Below are 19256 nucleotides of genomic sequence, written 5' to 3' on the forward strand. Positions count from 1 at the left end.
TTGAAAGGGGCGGCCTTCGCGCCTGTTGCCGCGAAGGGATCAAGGCTGCGGGTCCTCCGCCTCCTGCTCCGCCTGCTCGCGCCGGCGCCGTTCCTCACGCTCGCGGCGCCGGGCCTTGCGGCCCTCGCGCTCCTCCGCCTCGCGAATCTCGCGCCCCCGGCGCTGGTCGGCCTCGGCCTGGCTGGTGGTCAGGGCGTCGACTCCGGCGCTGGCGGCTTTCACCGGCAGGGTGACGATGTCGGCCGCGGTCCTGACGAGGCAGCCGCCGAGCAGGAGGGGGGCGGCGAGGAGTAGAATGATGCGCATCTCCAGCCACATAGCAGAGAAATGTTGACAGGCGATGCCGCGATGAAGCGTTTCGTCGAACGCATCTTGCCAGTCGTCGCGGCGGCGGGAAGAAGACCGGCGGGGACAAAGGTGCGGCCGCGCGCGAGTGCGGCCAGGGGTGAGGGATCCACACATATGGAAGTTTCTCGGCGCAATCTGATGCTGACCGGGGCGGCGTTGCTCGCCTTCGTAAAGGGGGGCTCGCTCAACGCTTTGGCGCAGGCCGCAGCGCCGGCCGCGGGGGCGGCGTGGGACCTCACCGACCTTTATCCCAATGACTCGGCCTGGGCGGCCGACAAGACGGCTATCCAGGCGGAGATCGCCCGGTTGCCGCAGCTCCGCGGCACGCTCGGCCGGGACGCGGCTTCGCTCCGGACCGCGCTGCAGACCAATTCCGACACGGTCCGCAAGCTGCTCAGGCTGTATATCTACGCCTCGCTGAAGGCGGACGAGGACCTGCGGGTCGCGCCGAACCAGGAGCGCAAGCAGCAGGCGCAGGACGTGTTCACCGCCTTTGGCGAGGCCACCGCCTGGGTCGAGCCAGAGATCCTTGCGATCGGCCAGCAGACCATCGAGCGCTATCTCGCGGCCGAGCCGGGTCTCGGCAAGTTCCGCTTCTACCTCTCCAATATCCTGCGCCGCGCCCCGCACACGTTGAGCGAGGAATCGGAGCGCGTGCTTGCATCTTCGGGCAGCGTGCTCGCCGGTCCGAACGACATTCGCGACCAGCTCGCCTCATCGGACATTCCTCGCCCCGAGGTGACGCTGTCCACCGGCCAGACCCTGCGCCTGGACGACCAGGGCTATGCGAACAATCGCGGGGGCGCGAACCGCGCGGACCGCAAGCTCGTCTTCGACCGCTTCTGGGCGAGCTACAAGCCGTTCGAAAGCTCGCTCGGCGCGGCGCTCGCCGCCAAGGTCAGGGGCGACATGTTTACCGCCCGCTCGCGCCGCTACCGCAACAGCCTGGAGGCGGCCCTGTCCGACGACAATATCCCGGAGGGCGTGTACCGCACCCTGGTCCAGGTCGCGAACGAGGGCCTGCCGACGTTGCACCGCTACTTCGCCCTCCGGCAGCGCATGCTGAACCTGCCGGACCTGCATTATTACGACATCTATCCGCCCCTGGTGCGCAACGACCGCCGCTTCACGCTTGCCGAGATGCGCACGGTCACGCTCGAGGCGCTGCGCCCGCTCGGACCGGAATATGGCCGGCTGCTCGCGCAAGGCACGGCGGCGCGCTGGATGGATCCGCTCCCCCGGCAGGGCAAGGCGTCCGGCGCCTATATGAATGGCGCCGCCTATGATGTTCATCCCTATCTGCTGCTGAACCTCGCCGAGGATTATTCGGGCCTGACTACCTACGCGCATGAATGGGGCCATGCGATCCACACCCTGCTCTCCAAGTCGCGCCAGCCCTTCGAGACGGCGGGCTATGCGACCTTCACCGCCGAGCTCGCCTCGACCGGCAACGAGCAATTGCTCTACCATTACATGATCGCCAATGCCCGCACGCCCGAGGAGAAGCTCTTCTATCTCGGCCAGCGCATGGAAGGCTTCCGCTCCACCTTCTTCCGCCAGACCATGTTCGCCGAGTTCGAGCTCAGGATTCACGACCTCGCGGAGGCGGGCCAGGGTCTCTCGGGCGCGCGCTTCACCGAGCTCTATCTGGAGCTGCTGCGCAAATATCACGGCACGGGGATGCAGATCGACCCGCTCTACGCGATGGAATGGGCCTATATCCCGCACTTCTACCGCAACTTCTACGTCTTCCAGTATGCTACCTCGATTTCCGGTGCTGTGTTCTTTTCGCAGAGCATCCTGAACGGCGGCCAGGCGGAGCGGGAGCGCTATCTCGACGCGCTCCGCGCCGGCGGCTCGGACTATCCGACCGAGATATTGCGCCGCGCGGGTCTCGATATGACCACGCCCACCCCGTATCGCGCGCTGATCACCGAGTTCGGGCGGGTGCTGGACGAAGCGGAGAGGCTGCTGGCGCAGCGGACGTAAGCGAGAGTCTGAGCCCGGCTCGTCATTGCGAGTGCAGCGAAGCAATCCAGTGCGGCCGCGGCCCCGGCTGGATTGCTTCGTCGCTTCGCACCTCGCAATGACGGATTCTCAAACTTCCCACGATTGTCGCGATCAGCGTCACCGAGGATGCGGCGGGCGGCGGCCAGCACTGGGCCCGCCTCTACGGCCGCCGACGCGGCTTCCCGCAGGTGATCTGCTCGCGCAAATGCTTCGCCGGCGCGCATGTGGTGCTGCTGGCGCTCCCGCTCTACGGTCTGCTGCGCATGGTCGGCTGGCGGATCGAGCCGATGACGGTGCTCGTCGCCGCGGGCCTGATCGGCGCGCTTCCGGCGACGCTCTGGCTCGGCCCGGGCCTCGGCGTCTGGGGCGGCCTGTTCGGGCTGGCGGGAGGCGCTGCCTTTTGCGTGGCGAGCGTGGTTTGGACGGAACCGGAGGAGGATGAGTGAAGCGGATCCTGGTGATCGGCGGCTATGGCGGGTTCGGGGCGCGCCTGTCCCGGCGGCTGGCGGCGGCCGGGCATCAGGTGCTGGTCGCCGGGCGCAGCGTCGAGAAAGCGCTGCGATTCGCGGCGACGCTCAGCAACGCCGAAGGCGTGGTGGCGGATCGTGAGGGCGACCTCGCGCCGGTATTGGCAGCCCTTGCGCCCGATCTGGTGATCGATGCGGCCGGCCCGTTCCAGGACAGTGGCTATAACGTGCCCGAGGCCTGCATCGCTGCCTTCATCCCCTATCTCGATCTCGCCGACGCGCGCGACTTCGTGACCGGGATCGGCGCGCTCGACGACGCGGCGCGGGCGGCGGGCGTGACCGTGATCGCCGGCGCCTCGACCGCGCCGGCCTTGACCGGAGCAGTGGCGCGCAAGCTGGCCGAAGGGCTGGACCGGGTCGACCAGGTGGAGATCGCGCTCAGTGCTTCGGCGCGGACCACCGCCGGCGCCTCGGTGAGCAGGGCGATCCTCTCCTATGTCGGCCGGCCGGTGCGGCTCTGGCGCGGCGGGCGCTGGGACGAGCGCGCGCGGGGCTGGAGCGAGATGCGCAAGGTGGAGATGCGCGCAGGGCTCTTTGCGCTCCGCGGCGTCGGGATCTTTGCGCCGCGGCGCAAGGTTGCGCTCGCGGACGTGCCGGATCACGATTTGCTGCCCGCCATGCTCCCGGGCCGCCCGGCTGTCACCTTTCGCGCGGGCAACGATCTCGGCTTCCAGATGCGGGCCCTCTGGCTGCTCGGCTGGCCGGTTCGCTGGGGCTGGCTGACCTCGCTTGGCGGTCTCGCCGGGCTCCTGCTGCCGCTGCAGCGGGCCACGGCCCGGCTGGGCCAGGACAGCTCCGGCATGACCGTTACGCTCATCGGGCGGCGCGGAGAGCAGGCGGTGGAGCGGCGCTGGACCATCGTCGCGGTCGATGACAACGGCCCGGAAGTTCCGACCCTCGCCGCCGCCTTGCTCGTCGAGGCCCTGTTCGGCGGCGTCTTGCGGCCCGGCGCCCGGACGCCCGAGGCCTTGCTCGAGCTTGAACGGTTCGATCAGGCGCTGGAATGGCTGGCGGTCGGCGGTGACATCGAGGAGCGGACGCTGCCGCCGGTCCTTTACGCGCGCATCATGGGGCCGGCCTTCGCCACCTTGCCACCGCTGGTCCGCGCGATTCACGACCTGCACGGCGATGCCGGCGCGGCGGGGGAGGGGAAGGTCGAGCGCGGCCGGAACCTGTTCGCCCGGCTGCTGGGGGCGATCGCCCGATTCCCGCCCGCCGGCACCCACAGGCTGCACGTGTCCTTCGCCGAACGGGACGGCCGGGAGCGCTGGACGCGCGATTTCGGCGGCCATCTCTTCTCGAGCGAGCTGTCGGAGAGGAAGGGCCTCGCGGTCGAGCGGTTCGGGCCGATGCGCTTCGGCTTCGCGCTTGCGGGAACGGAAGACGGCCTCACCATGACGTTGAAACGCTGGAGCGCCTTCGGCATCCGCCTGCCCCTGTTCCTCGCCCCCCGGATCGCCGCGCGCGAATGGGAGGCCGGGGAGCGCTTCCATTTCGACGTCCGCCTCAGCTTCCCGCTGATCGGCTGCATCGTCCATTATACGGGCTGGCTCAGGCCGGTTCGCTGATCAGGCTCATGCAGGTGAGCGCCGCGTCGGCCTTGCGCATCTCCGAGATATCGAGCGTGACGGTGCGGAAGCCGCGGGCGGCCAGCGCCTCGGCGGTGCGCGGGCTGTCGGCCGGGGTAAGCAAAGTCTCGCCGGCGAGCAGGACGTTGCCGCCCAGTTCCTCGCCGGGCGCGACGGCCAGCGGCGCCGCGCCTTCGAAATGGTGCGCCGAAACCCAGGCGGGGTTGTGGATGAGCACGTCGCGCACGCAGGTCGCCGCGCTCTTCAGGTGCAGCCCGCCGGCGACCGGGACCGGCACCACCCGATAGCCGAGCGGCGCGACCAGTTCGCCAAGCGCGCGAATGCCCGCGAGGTCGGTGCGGGTGGAGATGCCGACGTAAAGTGTTTGTCCGATCCGCAGCACGTCGCCGCCGTCGACATGGCCGGTATCGAGGCGGTGCAGCGTGAAGGCGTCGGCCAGGCCGGCCGCCGTGGAGTCCGTCTCCCCGGCGCGCGAGGCCGCGCCGGGCCGCAGGATCACCGCATACTCGCCGAGCAGCAGCGCCGTGTCCTCAACGAACATGCCGTCCGGGAAGTCGTCGAGCGGCGACAGCCGCCGCACCTCGAGTCCGGCATCGCGCAGTGCCTGCTCATAGGCCGCATGCTGTTCGACCGCCCGGGGCACGTCGACGCGCTCCGCCTGCGTCGTCTCGCACTCGGCGAGGCGCGGGCTGACGGCGCGGGTGAAGGCGAGGGGCATGGACCGCGCCTAGCAAAGAAAAAGGCGGCCCGGAAACCCGGACCGCCCTTTCGCCCACCCCTTGATCCCCTCCCGCACGCGGGAGGGGGGAAGGGGGTGGGATCCTAGCGCTTCGAGAACTGGAAGCTCCGGCGGGCCTTGGCCTTGCCGTACTTCTTGCGCTCGACGACGCGCGGGTCGCGCGTGAGGAAGCCCTCGCGCTTCACCGTGGTGCGCAGCGCCGGCTCGTAGCGGGTCAGCGCCGTGGAGATGCCGTGGCGAACCGCGCCGGCCTGGCCGGAAAGGCCGCCGCCGGTGACCGTGGCGACCACGTCATACTGGCCAACGCGATCGGCGACGTCGAACACCTGGTTGATGATCAGGCGCAGCGTCGGGCGGGCGAAATAGACCTCCTGGTCGCGGCCGTTGACCGTGATCTTGCCGGTGCCGGGCTTCAGCCAGACGCGGGCGACCGCGTCCTTGCGGCGGCCGGTGGCATAGGCGCGGCCCTGCTTGTCGAGCTGCTGCTCGCGCAGGATCGCCTGGATCTGCGGACCCTGGGTCAGGACGCCGTCCTTGTTCTCATCCTCGCCCTTGTCGTGGCCGCGGCGGTCGTCGCGTACGGAGCGGGCGGGGGTCTCGGCGGCCGGAGCCTCCTCGACAGCTGCTTCAGCTTCGGCCGGAGCGGCCCCGGCGGCCTCAGCCTCGGGAGCGGCGGCTTCCTCGGCAGTCGGCTCGGCGGCGGGCGCCTCGGGCTCGGCCTCGGTCAGCTTGGCGAGATCGGCCAAAGATTGACGATTGTCGGACATCAGGCACCCACCTTGTTCTTGCGGTTCATCGACGCGACGTCGAGAGTCTCGGGGTTCTGGCCGCCGTGCGGATGCTCGGTGCCGTTATAGAGATGCAGCGCGCGCATCTGGTCGCGGCCGAGCGGGCCGCGCGGGATCATCCGCTCGATCGCCTTCTCGAGCACGCGCTCCGGGAAGCGGCCCTCCAGCACCTTGCCGGCGGTGATCGACTTGATGCCGCCCGCATAGCCGGTGTGCTTGTAATAAACCTTGTCGGCCAGCTTCTTGCCGGTGAAGCGCACCTTGTCCGCGTTGATGATGACGACATGGTCGCCGCAATCGACGTGCGGGGTGTAGCTCGGCTTGTGCTTGCCGCGCAGGATGTTGGCGACGATCGTGGCGAGCCGCCCGACCACCAGCCCGTCGGCATCGATCAGATGCCATTTCTTCTCGACCTCGCGCGGCTTCGCCGACCGCGTGGTCTTCATCAGCGCCTTCATGGGCTATACCTCTTGAAAACAAATGAGCGCGGCCATTGCCAGCCGCGCGATGGCGGCCAGATGGCGGAGATGGGCCGGAAAGTCAAGGAAAAGCGGGCGTTTCGCGAGAGGTAAAATAATACCTCCTAGTCGCCGCCCTCCGCTTCGACCCAGTTCGCATAAGCCGGCCAGGCGCTCTCCACAGGCCACACCGCGATCGCCGGCACCTCATAGCTGTGCAGCGCCGCGATCCGCGCCGTCAGTTCCTCTGCCTGGTCCGCCCGCGCCTTGAAGATGGCGGTGACCTCGTCCGCCTCCTCGACGGCGCCCTGCCAGCGATAGATGGAATGGCAAGGGCCGAGGATATTGGCGCAGGCGGTGAGCTTTTCCTCGACTACGGTACGCGCGATCCTTTGCGCCTCATTCGCGTCCGCGAAGACCGCATAGACGCTGACGATCCGGCTCACGCCTTCCGCTCCCCCAAAGCATGCGCGGCGGTGAGCACCGCGCCGAGCAGCAGCACTGCCATGCCCTGATGCGCGACCGCGATGTCGAGCTGGACGCCGGAAAGCACGGTGAGGATGCCGAGCAGGAGCTGCGCAACCACCGCGCCGGCGACCATGAACGCCTCCAGCCAGAGCCCCCGCCGGAACGCCCGCCAGGCCAGCCAGAGCGCGAGCGCCGCCACCAGGAAAGCGAGCCAGCGATGGACGAACATCACGGTGATCGGATTGTCGACGAAGTTGCGCAGCGCCGGCTGCAGCCACTCATAGCCATAAGGATAGAGCTCGGTCCCCATCAGCGGCCAGGTGTTGAAATACTGGCCCGCGTCGAGCCCGGCGACATAGGCACCGAACATGAACTGCAGGAACAGGATGGAGAGCGTCCAGATGCCGAGCAGGGGCATGCGCGCCGCCGGCGCCTCCGGCCTGCGGGCGAGGCCGCGCATGTCGCCCGCGACCCAGAGCGTCGCGGCGAAGATCAGCAGGGCCATGAGCAAATGCACGGCGAGCCGGATATGGCTGACGTCCGGCCGGTCGACGAGCCCGGAGGCGACCATCCACCAGCCGATCACGCCCTGCAGCCCGCCGAGCGCGAAAATCCCGGCCAGCTTCCAGCCATAGCCAGCGGGAATCGCCCGCTTCCACCAGAAGAAGAGCAGCGGCAAGGCGAAGGCCAGCCCGATCAGCCGCGCCAGCAGCCGGTGGACGAACTCCCAGAAATAGATGGCCTTGAAGTCGGCCAGGGTCATGCCGCTGTTGATCTGCAGATATTGCGGGCTTGCCTTGTACTGCTCGAAGGCTTGCTGCCAGGCTTCGTCGCCGAGCGGCGGGATGGCGCCGGACAAGGGCTCCCAGCGGACGATCGACAGGCCGGATTCGGTAAGCCGGGTGATCCCGCCGACGATCACCATCACGAAGACGAGGCAGGCGACGGCGAGCAGCCAGCGCTCGATGGCGATCGGGCGCGGCAAAGGCTCGGCAGGGCGCTGGAACAGGGCAATGGCCATGGCCGCGCCCTATGGCCGAGTGTTGCCGGAATGCCAACGGGTCGGCGGAACCGGAAAAACAGCAGCGTTGTTATATTGTAACTTAACCGCGGAATGCCTATAGGGATTCCCGCACAAGGAGTCGTCCGTGTTTCCGAGCCTGAGCAGACAGGGAAATGTCGACCGGCTGGCCATCGGCCTGTCGGGGCTTTGCCTCGTCCATTGCGTGGCGAGCGCGGTGCTCGTCATGGTGCTCTCCGCGGCCGGCGGCGTGCTGCTCGATCCGCGCATCCACGAGATCGGGCTGGTGCTGGCGATCCTGCTCGGCGTGCTCGGCCTCGGCCGCGGCATCCGCGAGCATGGCTTCATGCTGCCGGCGGCGATCGGCGCGCTCGGGCTCGGCACCATGGCCGGCTCGCTGACCCTGCATCACGGTACCGAAGAGGTGGTCTATTCCGTCTTCGGCGTGCTGCTGCTCGCCCTCGGCCACGACCTCAACCGCCGCGCGGTGATCTGACCATCTGTGCTCCGGCGAAGGCCGGAGCGCTGCGAGGTTCCACCAGCCGTGAGTCCCGCCCAACGCTCCGGCCTTCGCCGGAGCACGGCGGACGCCCGACCCGTCGCTCCGAACTTGTCCCTCTCCCGTTGAGACATTACATCGTCCCCATGGCTCACGTGCACCATTCCCATCAGGGCGCGGACCTCGTCGAGGCCGCCAAGTCGACCATGGAACGCTCGGGCGAGCAGTGGACGCAGATGCGCGCTGCCGTATTCGACGCGCTGGCCAGCTTCGACAAGCCCGCCTCGGCCTATGACATTGCCGAGAAGGTCTCGCAGAACGAGGGCCGCCGGGTCGCCGCGAACAGCGTCTACCGGATCCTCGACCTGTTCGTCGGCGCCAATCTCGCCCGCCGGGTCGAAAGCGCCAACGCCTATATCGCCAACGACCATCCAGACTGCCTGCACGACTGCATCTTCCTGATCTGCGACAGCTGCGGATCGGCCAGGCATATCGACAACGACAAATTGACCGGCGGCGTCCGCGACGCCGCGAAGGCGGCGGGCTTCACCGCCCAGCGCCCGGTGATCGAGGTCCGCGGCCGCTGCGAGGATTGCTCGGACAATTAGTCCGCCACCCCGCTCCGCGGACCGGACGGAGACATTTTTCGCTCAGGACGTTGCTGTCACGACCCCCCCCAGGAGTGTGGCCATGGTCGTGACCTTTCCCAATGAATCGCCGGACTATCGCAAAGCCCGCAACGCGCTGCTGAAGCGCGAGGCGGCGCTCCGGCGCGAGCTGGAAGCCGTTGCCGCGGAGCGGCGGGCGCTGCCGCCCGGGCCGGTCGTGGCGGACGATTATCTGTTCGACGCCTGGGACGATGACGGCCAGCCGATCAAGGTCCGGCTCTCGGAGCTGTTCCGCAAGGGCAGCGATACGCTCTTATTCTATCATTACATGTTCCCCCGGGATTCCGGCGACGACCGGCCCAGGATGGCGGGCGCGTCGGTCGCGGCGCTGCCGCTCGGGGCGGGGCCCTGCCCGTCCTGCACCCTGCTGCTCGACCAGTGGGACTGCGTGCTGCCCTATCTGGAAGGCGCGGACATCAGCTTCGCGACCGTGGCGAAGGCGCCGATCGAGCATGTCATGGCCTTTGCCCGCGATCGCGGCTGGCGGAACATCACGCTCGTCTCCGCCGCGGGCAACGACTTCAAGCGCGATTTCCACGGCGAGGACGAGAAGGGGGAGCAGCAGCCGATCCTGACGATCTTCCAGCGCGACGCAGACGGGGTGATCCGGTTGAGCTGGGCGTCGGAGCTGCTGTACGAACCGCTTATGGAGCCGGACCAGGATCCGCGCCACCTGGGGACGGTCGAGCCGTTCTGGGGGTTCCTCGACCTGACGCCGCGCGGGCGCCCCAAATCCGACCGCTATCGCGACCATGCCCATTGCGATCCCGGCAAGGCCGGTCCGGCGAAGGCGCTCGCCGGGGCCGAAGCGATGCCCGCCGCCTGAACGATCGCCGCCGCGCTCTAGTCGCCCGCGCCGCTCCGCTCGTAGGTGACGGTGAAACGGTCGGTCCAGATCGCGTGGCTGCGCATCTGCACCGTCACCCGGAAATGATCGGCATCCACCCGGCGCCAGATGGTCCGCCGCCCCACCGGCTGGCCGCCAGAGGTCGGCGGCTGCTCGAAGATCAGCGCGTCGCCCTCATAATAGCCCTCGCTGACCCCGTGCTGGCCGTCGCTCCCCCAGAAATAGAAGATCAGCCGCTGCCGTCCCGCATCCCAGGCGAAGACGGAATCGCCATGATGCGCCGGCGCACTCTGGCCGTCGCGCGGCCGGGTGATCCGGATCGTCCCGCGCATGAAGCGGCCGAACTGCGCCGAATAGCATTGCCGGTCCCGCATGATCGAACCGGGATGGTCGCCCTGCCAGCAGGCGCCGGCGAGCTCGCGGAACCAGCCGAATTCGGCGGGCGGACCGGCCGTGCCCGCCCCGGGCTGGGCCACCGCGACCAGCAAGATGAGAACATTCATCGCCCCGTCCCTCTCTATCCGGCAAGCGCGAAAGTCGGACCGACTCGCCATCCTATTTGATTGATCATTCAACTCGGAAACGCGCCGCCGTCAACGGCCTCTGCATCGGATCAACATTCGACATCGGGCCCCCGGGCGACTACATGCGCCGCCATGAGTGATCGCCCCGTCACCCCCCTGCTCGACACCGTCGATGTCCCCGCCGACATCCGCAAGCTGGAGAAGGATCAGCTCCGCCAGCTCGCCGACGAGCTGCGCGCGGAGACGATCTCGGCCGTCTCGGTGACGGGCGGGCATCTGGGCGCGGGGCTCGGCGTCGTCGAGCTGACCGTCGCGCTTCACTATGTCTTCGACACGCCCGCGGACCGGCTGGTCTGGGACGTCGGCCATCAATGCTATCCGCACAAGATCGTCACCGGCCGGCGCGACCGCATCCGCACGCTGCGCATGGGCGGCGGCCTCTCCGGCTTCACCAAAAGGAGCGAGAGCGAGTACGACCCGTTCGGCGCCGCGCACAGCTCCACGTCCATCTCGGCAGCTTTGGGCTTCGCGGTGGCGAACAAGCTGGCCGACAAGCCCGGCAAGGCGATCGCGGTGATCGGCGACGGCGCCATGTCCGCGGGCATGGCCTATGAGGCGATGAACAACGCTCAGGCCGCCGGTAATCGGCTGGTCGTCATCCTCAACGACAACGACATGTCGATCGCGCCACCGGTCGGCGGGCTCTCCCATTATCTCGCCCGCCTGGTTTCCTCGCGCAAATATCTGGGCCTGCGCCGGATCGCGCAGAAGGTGGCGCGCAAGCTGCCCAAGCGGCTCCATGTGATGGCCAAGCGCTGGGAGGAATATTCGCGGGGCTTCTGGACCGGCGGCACGCTCTTCGAGGAGCTCGGCTTCTATTATGTCGGCCCGGTCGACGGTCACAATGTCGAGCGGCTGGTCAAGATCCTTGAAAATGTCCGCGACGCGGCCGAAGGGCCGATGCTGGTCCATGTCGTGACCAAGAAGGGCAAGGGCTATGCCCCGGCCGAGGCCGCGGCCGACAAATATCATGGCGTCGTCAAGTTCGACGTCGTCACCGGCAAGCAAGACAAGGGTGCCGGCGGCGGCCCGCCGGCTTACCAGAACGTGTTCGGCGAGACGCTGGCGAAGCTCGCCGACGCCGATCCCCGGATCTGCGCGATCACCGCGGCCATGCCGTCCGGCACCGGCGTGGACAGGTTCGCCGCCTCCCACCCCGACCGCGCCTTCGATGTCGGAATAGCGGAACAGCATGCGGTAACCTTCGCCGCCGGTCTCGCCGCCCAGGGCATGCGGCCCTTCTGCGCGATCTACTCGACCTTCCTGCAGCGCGCCTATGACCAGGTCGTCCACGACGTGGCGATCCAGAACCTGCCCGTGCGCTTCGCGATCGACCGGGCCGGGCTGGTCGGCGCTGACGGCGCCACGCATGCCGGCAGCTTCGACGTCACCTATCTCGCGACTTTGCCCAATCTGGTTGTCATGGCCGCCGCGGACGAGGCCGAGCTCATGCATATGGTGAAGACCATGCAGGAGCACGACAACGGCCCGATCGCGGTCCGCTATCCGCGCGGAAATGGCGTCGGCGTGCCCTTGCCGCAGGCGCCTGAACTGCTGGAGATCGGCAAGGGCCGGATCGTGCGGGAGGGCAAGAAGGTCGCCATCCTCTCGCTCGGCACCCGCCTCGCCGAGGCGCTGAAGGCCGCGGATGCGCTGGACGGCAAAGGCCTCTCCGCCACCGTCGCCGACCTGCGCTTCGCCAAGCCGCTCGACGAGGAATTGATCCGCCGCCTGCTAACCACCCACGAGGTCGCGGTGACGGTGGAGGAAGCCGCGATCGGCGGCCTCGGCGCCCACGTCCTCACCCTCGCCAGCGACCTTGGCCTGATCGACTCCGGTCTCAAGCTGCGCACCATGCGCCTGCCTGATCATTTCCAGGACCATGACAAGCCCGAGAAGCAATATGCCGAAGCCGGCCTCGACGCCGATGCGATCGTGGAAACGGTCCTGAAGGCGCTCCGCCACAACAGTCCAGGGCTCGAGGAAGGCGCGCGGGCGTAGTGATGTCCGATCAGGCGGCGGGAGATTTGCCGGGCGATCCGGACGGCTCGACAGATCGGACCATGAAGGCTTTCGTTGCCCGTAATTCCCTTTGGAAGCATGTTCTGCTTCTTCTGCCCTGTGTTCTCATCGTCTTCGTGGCGGTCTTCGGTCCGGAAGCCTATGGGCTGAGGCCAAAGGCTGGCTGGGAGTTTGTGCTTTGGCCGGCAGCCCTCTTCTCCGGCTTGGTCGGCGCGCTGATTGCACGCGGTCTTTTCGATCCCGAGGCTCAGATTGTTGTCGGGCAGCGCGGAATATTCATGCGCCATTGGTCCCCCAACACTATTCCTTGGGAGGCGATCCTGCGGATCAGCATAGAGACACAGCACCTTCCCAACTTCGCATTCAAGCGCCACTTGTGACTGTATCTCCACGACCCGGCAGCGTTTCCCGGATCGACATGGCGGGCCAGACTTTTCCGCCGGGGTTGGAACCTCGGTTATGGCGACATCACGATGATGACCACCGGCCTCGATCAGGCTATCGAAGATATTTGGGAAGCGATCGAACGCTTCGCACCAGCCGAACTTCAACTTGACGGTCCGCGGCCGGGAAGAGAGGAGGGGCCCCACCGTAAAAGGGGATAAACGGCGGGGCCCCGCTCGATTGACCTGATGCCCCCTCTGGCTCTCGAGCGCGGCCGCTATGACGCCGGGCGGCGGCCGGGTCGATATGGTAGTTCTACCTTAGTCCTTGATCGGGACGGCGTTTCGGCCATTGCCTGTCGCCATGAGCAAGAGCCGCGCCGATCAGCTCCTCGTGGACCGCGGGCTCGCCGAGAGTCGCAGCAAGGCGCAGGCGCTGATCCTCGCCGGCCTGGTCTATGCGGGCGAGCGGAAGGTGGAGAAAGCCGGCCAGCCGCTGGCGGACGACGCGGCGCTGGAGGTGCGGGGCAGGGACCATCCCTGGGTGTCGCGCGGCGGGATCAAGCTGGCGCACGGGCTCGACCATTTCGGCTGGGACCCGGCCGGCGTTGTGGCCCTGGACGTCGGCAGCTCGACCGGCGGCTTCACCGACGTGCTGCTGCAGCGCGGCGCGGCGAAGGTGTTTGCGGTGGACGTCGGGACCAACCAGCTCGCCTGGAGCCTCCGAAACGACCCGCGGGTCGTCGTCCATGAGAAGACCAATGCCCGCTACCTGACCGAGGCGATCGTCACCGAGCCGCTCGACCTCGTCGTCTGCGACGCGAGCTTCATCGGCTTGGCCAAGGTGCTCGACGCGGCGCTCGCCTTCGCCCGGCCCGGCGGGCGGCTCATCGCCCTGATCAAGCCGCAATTCGAGGCGGAGCGCCACGAGATCGGCAAGGGCGGCGTGGTCCGCGACCCGGCGGTGCACGAGCGTGTGTGCGACGCGGTTGCGGCCTGGCTCGAAAGCCGCGGCTGGCGCGTGGCCGGCATCACGCCGAGCCCGATCACCGGCCCGGAGGGCAATGTCGAGTTTCTGATCGGCGCCGAGAAAGCCGAGCAGGCTGAGACACTTTGAGACAAAGCCCCTCTCGACACGCCGCCAAAATTGGGCATTGACCCTCGATCAGGAGTAAAGAGCCAGGCGTGACCAGGAAGCTTCTCATCCCGATGCTCGCGGCTTTGCTCGCGGCCTGCGGCGGCGGCGACGCCAGGCAGACGGGCGGTGGGCGGCAGGCGCCGCTCGTCAAGGCCGAGGCGGCGACGCCGATGGAGTTCGCCGACCGGATCGAGGCGGTGGGCACAGCGCGGGCGAACGAGCAGGTCACCTTGTCCGCCCCGGTCACCGAGCGGATCGTCAGGCTCAACTTCGACGACGGCGCCTTCGTCCAGCGCGGCCAGGTCGTCGCGGTGTTGCGCCAGGCCGAGCAGAGCGCGCAGTTGAGCGAGGCCAATGCCCGTCTCCGCGAGAGCCAGCAGCAGCTGCAGCGTGTCTCCGAGCTCAAGCAGCGCGGCTTCGCGACCCGCTCCAGCTACGACACCCAGGTCGCCGCCGCCGCCGCGGCGCGCGCGCAGGCGCAGCAGGTGCAGGCGCAGATCGGGGACCGCGTCGTCCGCGCGCCTTTCTCGGGCTGGGTCTCCCTGCGCAACATCTCGGTCGGCGCGATCGCCAGCCAGGGCACGGCGATCGCGACGGTGAGCGACATCTCCACGATCAAGCTCGACTTCACGGTGCCGGAGACGATGCTCGCCGCCATCCGCGAAGGCCTGCCCATCCAGGCAAATTCGGCGGCCTGGCCGAACCGGCCGTTCAACGGCACGATCCGCACCGTGGATCCCGTCATCGATCCGAACACGCGAGCGGTGACGGTGCGCGCGCACCTGCAAAATCCGGACCGGGCGCTGCGTCCCGGCATGATGATGAGCGTCGCGATCCAGAGCTCGACCCGCTCCGCCTTGTCGGTGCCCGAACTCGCCGTGCTGGGTGAGGGCGATTCGCGTTATGTGTTTGTCGTCGGCGAGGGCAATCGCGTCCGCCGCACCGAGGTGCGGACCGGGGCGCACCAGAACGGGCGCGTCGAAATCGTCTCGGGGCTCCGGCCCGGCCAGCGCGTCGTGACCGAGGGCATCATCAAGGTCACCGACGGGATGCAGGTGCGCCTCGAGGGGCAGGACCGTCCCGGCGGCGGGGGCGGACAGCGGGCCCGCGGCAGCGGCTAGGCGATGCAGCTCTCCGATCTTTCGGTGAAGCGGCCCGTCTTCGCGGCGGTGATGGCGATGCTGATGGCCGTGGTCGGGATCGTCGGCTTCTTCGCCTTGTCGGTCCGCGAATATCCGGACGTCGATCCGCCTGTGGTGTCGGTCCAGACCCAATATGTCGGCGCGGCCGCCAATGTGATCGAGACCCGGATCACCGAAGTGCTCGAGGATCAGCTTGCCGGCATTCCGGGCTTGCAGACCATCACCTCGCGCTCCCAGGACGGCCAGTCGCAGATCACCATCGAGTTCGCTGCCGGCACCAATATCGAGGCCGCCGCGAACGACGTGCGCGACCGCGTCGGCGCGGCAGCGAGCCAGCTCCCGAACGACATCGAGCCGCCGGTCGTCCGCAAGGTCGATGCCGATGCGAGCCCGATCATGTTCCTGGTCGTGTCCCGGCCCGGGTGGACGCCGCTGCAGCTCAGCGACTGGGTGGACCGCAACCTCGCTGACCGGTTCAGCTCGATCGACGGCGTCGCCCGGGTGTTCATCGGCGGCGATGCCAGGCCGGCGATGCGCATCTGGCTTCAGCCCGAGCGGCTTGCCGGCTTTGGCCTGACCCCCGCCGACGTCGAGGCCGCGCTGAGCCGGCAGAATGTCGAGTTGCCTGCCGGGCGCCTTGAGGCCCAGCAGAATGTGACGCTTCGGGTGGACCGGGCCTTCGCGACGCCCGAACAATTCCGTACCCTGGTGGTCGGGCGGGGCAGCGACGGCTATCTGGTTCGCCTCGGCGATGTCGCCCGTGTCGAGCAGGGCCCCGAAAATCCCTATTCCTCGTTCAGGCTCAATGGCAGCCAGGCGGTGGGCCTGGGGATCGTCCGCCAGTCGGGTGCGAACACGCTGGCCGTCGCCGATGCCTCCCGCGCCATGGCCGACCAGGTGCGGTCCACCCTGCCCGACGGGATGACGATCACCGTCGGCTCGGACGACAGCCAGTTCATTAGCCGGGCGATCGAGGGGGTCTGGCACACGCTTGCCGAGGCGGCGGTGCTGGTCGTGCTCGTCATCTATCTGTTCCTCGGCAGTTGGCGGGCGACGCTGATCCCGGCGGTCACCGTGCCGCTCTGCCTGCTGGCGAGCTTCGCGGTGCTGTGGCTGCTCGGCTTCTCGATCAATCTGCTGACTTTGTTGTCGCTCGTCCTCGCCATCGGCATCGTCGTCGACGACGCGATCGTCGTGCTGGAGAATATCTATCACCGCATCGAGGAGGGCGAGCCGCCGCTCGCCGCCTCCTTCAACGGCGCGCGGCAGGTCGGTTTCGCGATTATCTCGACGACGATGGTGGTCTGCGCGGTGTTCGTGCCGATCATGTTCATTGCGGGCCAGACCGGCCTGCTGTTCCGCGAACTGGCGGCGGCGATGATCGGCGCCGTCGCCTTTTCCGGCTTCTTCGCGCTCAGCCTCGCACCAATGCTTTGCTCGAAGCTGCTGAAGCGCGAGAAAAGGGGGAGGCTTGCCGGCTGGGTCGACCGCCGCTTCCGCGCGCTCGAGGGCCGTTATGCCGGCGGCCTCGACCGGGTGATCAGGAAGCCTCTCATTCCTGTCATCGTCGTGCTCCTTTTCCTCGGCGGCGCCGGCTTTCTCTACACGACGCGCCAGACCGAGCTGGTGCCCGCCGAAGATGCGGGGATCATCCAAGTCAACATCACCGCGCCGGAGGGCACGAGCTACGACCAGATGACCCGCTATGCGGAGCAGGTGCAGGCAAGGTTGCTGCCGATGGTCGGCCAGGGCGCGGTCCGCTCGCTGATCACCCGGGTGCCGGGCGGGTTCGGCCAGAGCGACGACTTCAACAGCGGCAGCTTCGTCGTCTTCCTCCGCCCGTGGGAGGAGCGCACGACGACCACGGCGGACGTGGCGGGCGCGATCAACCGGGAAATCGGGCAGGTGCCCGCGGTGCGCGGGAATGCGCAGGTGCGCAACTCGCTCAACCGGGGCCGCGGCCAGCAGATCAACTTCGTGATCGCCGGCGCGACCTATGACGATCTGGCGCGGGTCCGCGACCGCATCCTGGCCGCCGCCGCCGACAATCCAGGCATCGTCAATCTCGACAGCGACTATAAGGAGAACAAGCCGCAGCTGCGTATCCGGGTCGATACCGCGCGAGCCGGCGATCTCGGCGTCTCAGTCGCCGACGTCTCGAACGCGCTGCAAACCCTGCTGGGCTCACGGCGCGTTACCACCTATACCGACCGGGGCCGCGAATATCGTGTGGTCGTCCAGGCCGAGCAGAATGCGCGGACCACGCAGGACAATCTCGCGCAGATCTATGTCCGCAGCCGGACGGGGACATTGGTGCCGCTGTCCAATCTCGTGCGCACGGAGGGCGCGGCGGGCGCGCGCGATCTCGGCCGCTACAACAAGCTGCGGGCGATCACTCTCTCCGGCGGGCTCGCGCCGGGCTATTCGCTCGGGGAGGCGCTCGCCTTCCTCGAAACTGCCGCCGGCCAGTCGCCCGAAGTGCTCGCCGTCGGCTATCGCGGCGAGAGTCAGGCGTTCAAGGAGGCGGGCGGCTCGATCTACTTCGTCTTTCTGCTCACCATCCTCATCGTCTACCTGCTCCTCGCCGCGCAGTTCGAAAGCTTCGTCCACCCGGCGGTGATCATCACCACCGTGCCGCTGGCGGTCGCAGGCGGGCTGGTCGGGCTGGCCGTTATGGGCCAGACCATGAACCTCTACAGCCAGGTCGGCCTCGTCATGCTGGTCGGCCTCGCCGCCAAGAACGGCATCCTGATCGTCGAATTCGCCAACCAGTTGCGCGACGCGGGCCGCGACATCGACACGGCGGTGCGCGAGGCGGCGCGCCGGCGGCTTCGACCGATCCTGATGACCTCGATCGCGACTTGCGCGGGCGCGGTGCCGCTGATGCTCGCGGGGGGCGCCGGCGCGGCGGCGCGCGTCGCGATCGGCGTCGTGATCGTGTTCGGCGTGGCGATCGCGACGCTGATTACGCTTTTTCTTATTCCGCTTCTTTATTCGCGCCTCGCCCGCTTTACGGGCTCGCCGCTCGCCGTTACCCGCAAGCTCGAGGGCCAGCTCACCGGCCCCGCGCCCGAGCCGCAGCCGGCCGAATAGGAGTCAGATGACCGGAATCGCTTCGAAGTCCGAGCTGCGGATGAGCTTCCTGCGCTATGCTTTGTTCACCGTGCCCGCCGTGCTGCTCCTGGGCATGCTTTCGGGCTATCTGTCCAATTCCGGCTACTCGAATCCCTGGTTCGCAGCGCTGCGGAAGCCGGGCTTCACGCCGCCCGGCTGGGTGTTCGGCACGGCCTGGACGATCCTCTACATCCTAATCGGCCTCTCGCTCGCAATGCTGCTCCACGCCAGGGGCGCCGAGAAGCGGGAGCGGGCGATCATCCTGTTCGGCCTGGGGCTGGCCCTGAACTTCGCTTGGTCGCCGGTCTTCTTCGGCATGCACAAGGTCACGGTGGGCCTGTCGCTGATCGCGGCGATGATCGTCTGCACGATCGGCCTGATCTTCGCCCTGTGGAAAATCCGGATCGTCGCCGCCCTTCTGCTCTATCCCTATCTCGGCTGGCTGATGTTCGCGACCGCGCTCAACTACAAGATCATGGAGCTGAATCCGGAGGCCGAGACCCTTGTACCGGGCCAGCAGACGATCAATATCGATGTCAGCTCCAACACCATCTAGCCCGCCGGGGAAGACATAATGCAGTCCCAGAACCGCCTGTTCGACGATTTCGTGAAGGTGATGAACGGTGCCGCCGGCACCATTGCCGGCATGACCCGCGAGGCCCAGGCCGCCGTCCAGGACCGGGCGCGCGAATGGATCGGCGGGCTCGACCTCGTCTCGCGCGAGGAATTCGAGGCGGTGAAGGCGATGGCCGCCGCCGCGCGCGAGGAGAATGAGGCGCTGAAGGCGCGGCTCGATGCGCTCGAGGGCAGGGCCGGCAAGGCCGCGGCGAAACCGGCGGCCGGGAAAGGGCGTTCCCGCCCTGCTGTGTGACAATCCACAGCTTTGTTAACCGTCTCTTCCACAGTCGCTT

At 68.0% G+C, this 19256-nt stretch carries 20 protein-coding genes; 13 read left to right on the forward strand and 7 right to left on the reverse strand.

Annotated features, from left to right (window positions below):
* Positions 1-39 precede the first annotated feature (39 nt).
* Entirely contained in the window at positions 40-306 is a 267-nt protein-coding gene (locus VEC11_RS09620) for a hypothetical protein (RefSeq protein WP_464130510.1), read from the reverse strand.
* 156 nt (positions 307-462) lie between these two features.
* On the opposite strand from VEC11_RS09620, the gene VEC11_RS09625 reads away from it, so the two are divergent.
* The 3 genes from VEC11_RS09625 (at position 463) to VEC11_RS09635 (ending at position 4453) form a co-directional block, all read left to right on the forward strand.
* On the forward strand, positions 463-2337 hold the full coding sequence (locus VEC11_RS09625; protein WP_464130511.1) for a M3 family oligoendopeptidase: 1875 nt from the start codon (positions 463-465) through the stop codon (positions 2335-2337).
* A 209-nt stretch (positions 2338-2546) separates the two neighbouring features.
* Positions 2547-2804, forward strand: coding sequence for a hypothetical protein (locus VEC11_RS09630; RefSeq protein WP_464130513.1), 258 nt, complete (start codon positions 2547-2549; stop codon positions 2802-2804).
* Complete coding sequence (locus VEC11_RS09635; RefSeq protein ID WP_464130516.1) at positions 2801-4453, forward strand: DUF4166 domain-containing protein; 1653 nt, start codon at positions 2801-2803, stop codon at positions 4451-4453. Before VEC11_RS09630 ends, VEC11_RS09635 begins: the two co-directional genes overlap by 4 nt.
* On the opposite strand, the gene VEC11_RS09640 is transcribed toward VEC11_RS09635, so the two are convergent.
* The 5 genes from VEC11_RS09640 to VEC11_RS09660 form a co-directional block, all read right to left on the reverse strand.
* Complete coding sequence (locus VEC11_RS09640) at positions 4437-5192, reverse strand: dimethylarginine dimethylaminohydrolase family protein (RefSeq protein WP_464130519.1); 756 nt, start codon at positions 5190-5192, stop codon at positions 4437-4439. The genes VEC11_RS09635 and VEC11_RS09640 overlap by 17 nt on opposite strands.
* Before the next feature lie 104 nt (positions 5193-5296).
* Positions 5297-5980 carry a 30S ribosomal protein S9 gene (gene rpsI / locus VEC11_RS09645; protein WP_464130522.1) on the reverse strand — a complete coding sequence of 228 codons (684 nt, stop codon included), beginning with the start codon at positions 5978-5980 and terminating at the stop codon, positions 5297-5299.
* Positions 5980-6459, reverse strand: coding sequence for a 50S ribosomal protein L13 (gene rplM, locus VEC11_RS09650; protein WP_464130523.1), 480 nt, complete (start codon positions 6457-6459; stop codon positions 5980-5982). Before rplM ends, rpsI begins: the two co-directional genes overlap by 1 nt.
* Positions 6460-6584: 125 nt before the next feature.
* The gene (gene cutA / locus VEC11_RS09655; RefSeq protein ID WP_464130524.1) at positions 6585-6905 is read right to left on the reverse strand and encodes a divalent-cation tolerance protein CutA; all 321 of its coding nucleotides are present in this window, start codon (positions 6903-6905) and stop codon (positions 6585-6587) included.
* Entirely contained in the window at positions 6902-7948 is a 1047-nt protein-coding gene (locus VEC11_RS09660) for a COX15/CtaA family protein (RefSeq protein ID WP_464130525.1), read from the reverse strand. The genes cutA and VEC11_RS09660 overlap by 4 nt, the downstream gene beginning before the upstream one ends.
* Before the next feature lie 127 nt (positions 7949-8075).
* Between VEC11_RS09660 and VEC11_RS09665 the strand changes: the two genes are divergently transcribed.
* The 3 genes from VEC11_RS09665 (at position 8076) to VEC11_RS09675 (ending at position 9941) form a co-directional block, all read left to right on the forward strand.
* Positions 8076-8444 carry a MerC domain-containing protein gene (locus VEC11_RS09665; protein ID WP_464130526.1) on the forward strand — a complete coding sequence of 123 codons (369 nt, stop codon included), beginning with the start codon at positions 8076-8078 and terminating at the stop codon, positions 8442-8444.
* Between the two features lie 149 nt (positions 8445-8593).
* Entirely contained in the window at positions 8594-9055 is a 462-nt protein-coding gene (locus tag VEC11_RS09670) for a Fur family transcriptional regulator (RefSeq protein WP_464130527.1), read from the forward strand.
* A gap of 82 nt (positions 9056-9137) precedes the next feature.
* Positions 9138-9941, forward strand: coding sequence for a DUF899 family protein (locus VEC11_RS09675; RefSeq protein ID WP_464130530.1), 804 nt, complete (start codon positions 9138-9140; stop codon positions 9939-9941).
* 17 nt (positions 9942-9958) lie between these two features.
* Here VEC11_RS09675 and VEC11_RS09680 read toward each other — a convergent pair whose 3' ends face one another.
* A complete protein-coding gene (locus tag VEC11_RS09680; RefSeq protein WP_464130532.1) occupies positions 9959-10465 on the reverse strand; it encodes a hypothetical protein in 507 nt (168 codons plus the stop codon).
* 153 nt (positions 10466-10618) lie between these two features.
* On the opposite strand from VEC11_RS09680, the gene dxs reads away from it, so the two are divergent.
* From dxs to VEC11_RS09715, 7 genes are all read left to right on the forward strand, one after another.
* Positions 10619-12547, forward strand: a complete 1929-nt coding sequence (gene dxs, locus VEC11_RS09685) for a 1-deoxy-D-xylulose-5-phosphate synthase (protein WP_464130533.1) — start codon at positions 10619-10621, stop codon at positions 12545-12547.
* 2 nt (positions 12548-12549) lie between these two features.
* Entirely contained in the window at positions 12550-12948 is a 399-nt protein-coding gene (locus tag VEC11_RS09690) for a hypothetical protein (protein WP_464130534.1), read from the forward strand.
* A gap of 367 nt (positions 12949-13315) precedes the next feature.
* Positions 13316-14068, forward strand: a complete 753-nt coding sequence (locus VEC11_RS09695; protein ID WP_464130535.1) for a TlyA family RNA methyltransferase — start codon at positions 13316-13318, stop codon at positions 14066-14068.
* Positions 14069-14160: 92 nt separating this feature from the next.
* Positions 14161-15210 (forward strand): efflux RND transporter periplasmic adaptor subunit, encoded by a 1050-nt coding sequence (locus tag VEC11_RS09700; RefSeq protein WP_464131207.1) that lies wholly within the window; start codon positions 14161-14163, stop codon positions 15208-15210.
* 3 nt (positions 15211-15213) lie between these two features.
* Positions 15214-18324 carry an efflux RND transporter permease subunit gene (locus VEC11_RS09705; protein WP_464130536.1) on the forward strand — a complete coding sequence of 1037 codons (3111 nt, stop codon included), beginning with the start codon at positions 15214-15216 and terminating at the stop codon, positions 18322-18324.
* A 7-nt stretch (positions 18325-18331) separates the two neighbouring features.
* Entirely contained in the window at positions 18332-18901 is a 570-nt protein-coding gene (locus VEC11_RS09710) for a TspO/MBR family protein (protein ID WP_464130537.1), read from the forward strand.
* Between the two features lie 18 nt (positions 18902-18919).
* Positions 18920-19216 (forward strand): accessory factor UbiK family protein, encoded by a 297-nt coding sequence (locus VEC11_RS09715; RefSeq protein WP_464130538.1) that lies wholly within the window; start codon positions 18920-18922, stop codon positions 19214-19216.
* The last annotated feature ends 40 nt before the right edge of the window (positions 19217-19256 follow it).

The sequence above is a fragment of the Allosphingosinicella sp. genome (assembly GCF_035626655.1).
Taxonomy (GTDB): domain Bacteria; phylum Pseudomonadota; class Alphaproteobacteria; order Sphingomonadales; family Sphingomonadaceae; genus Allosphingosinicella.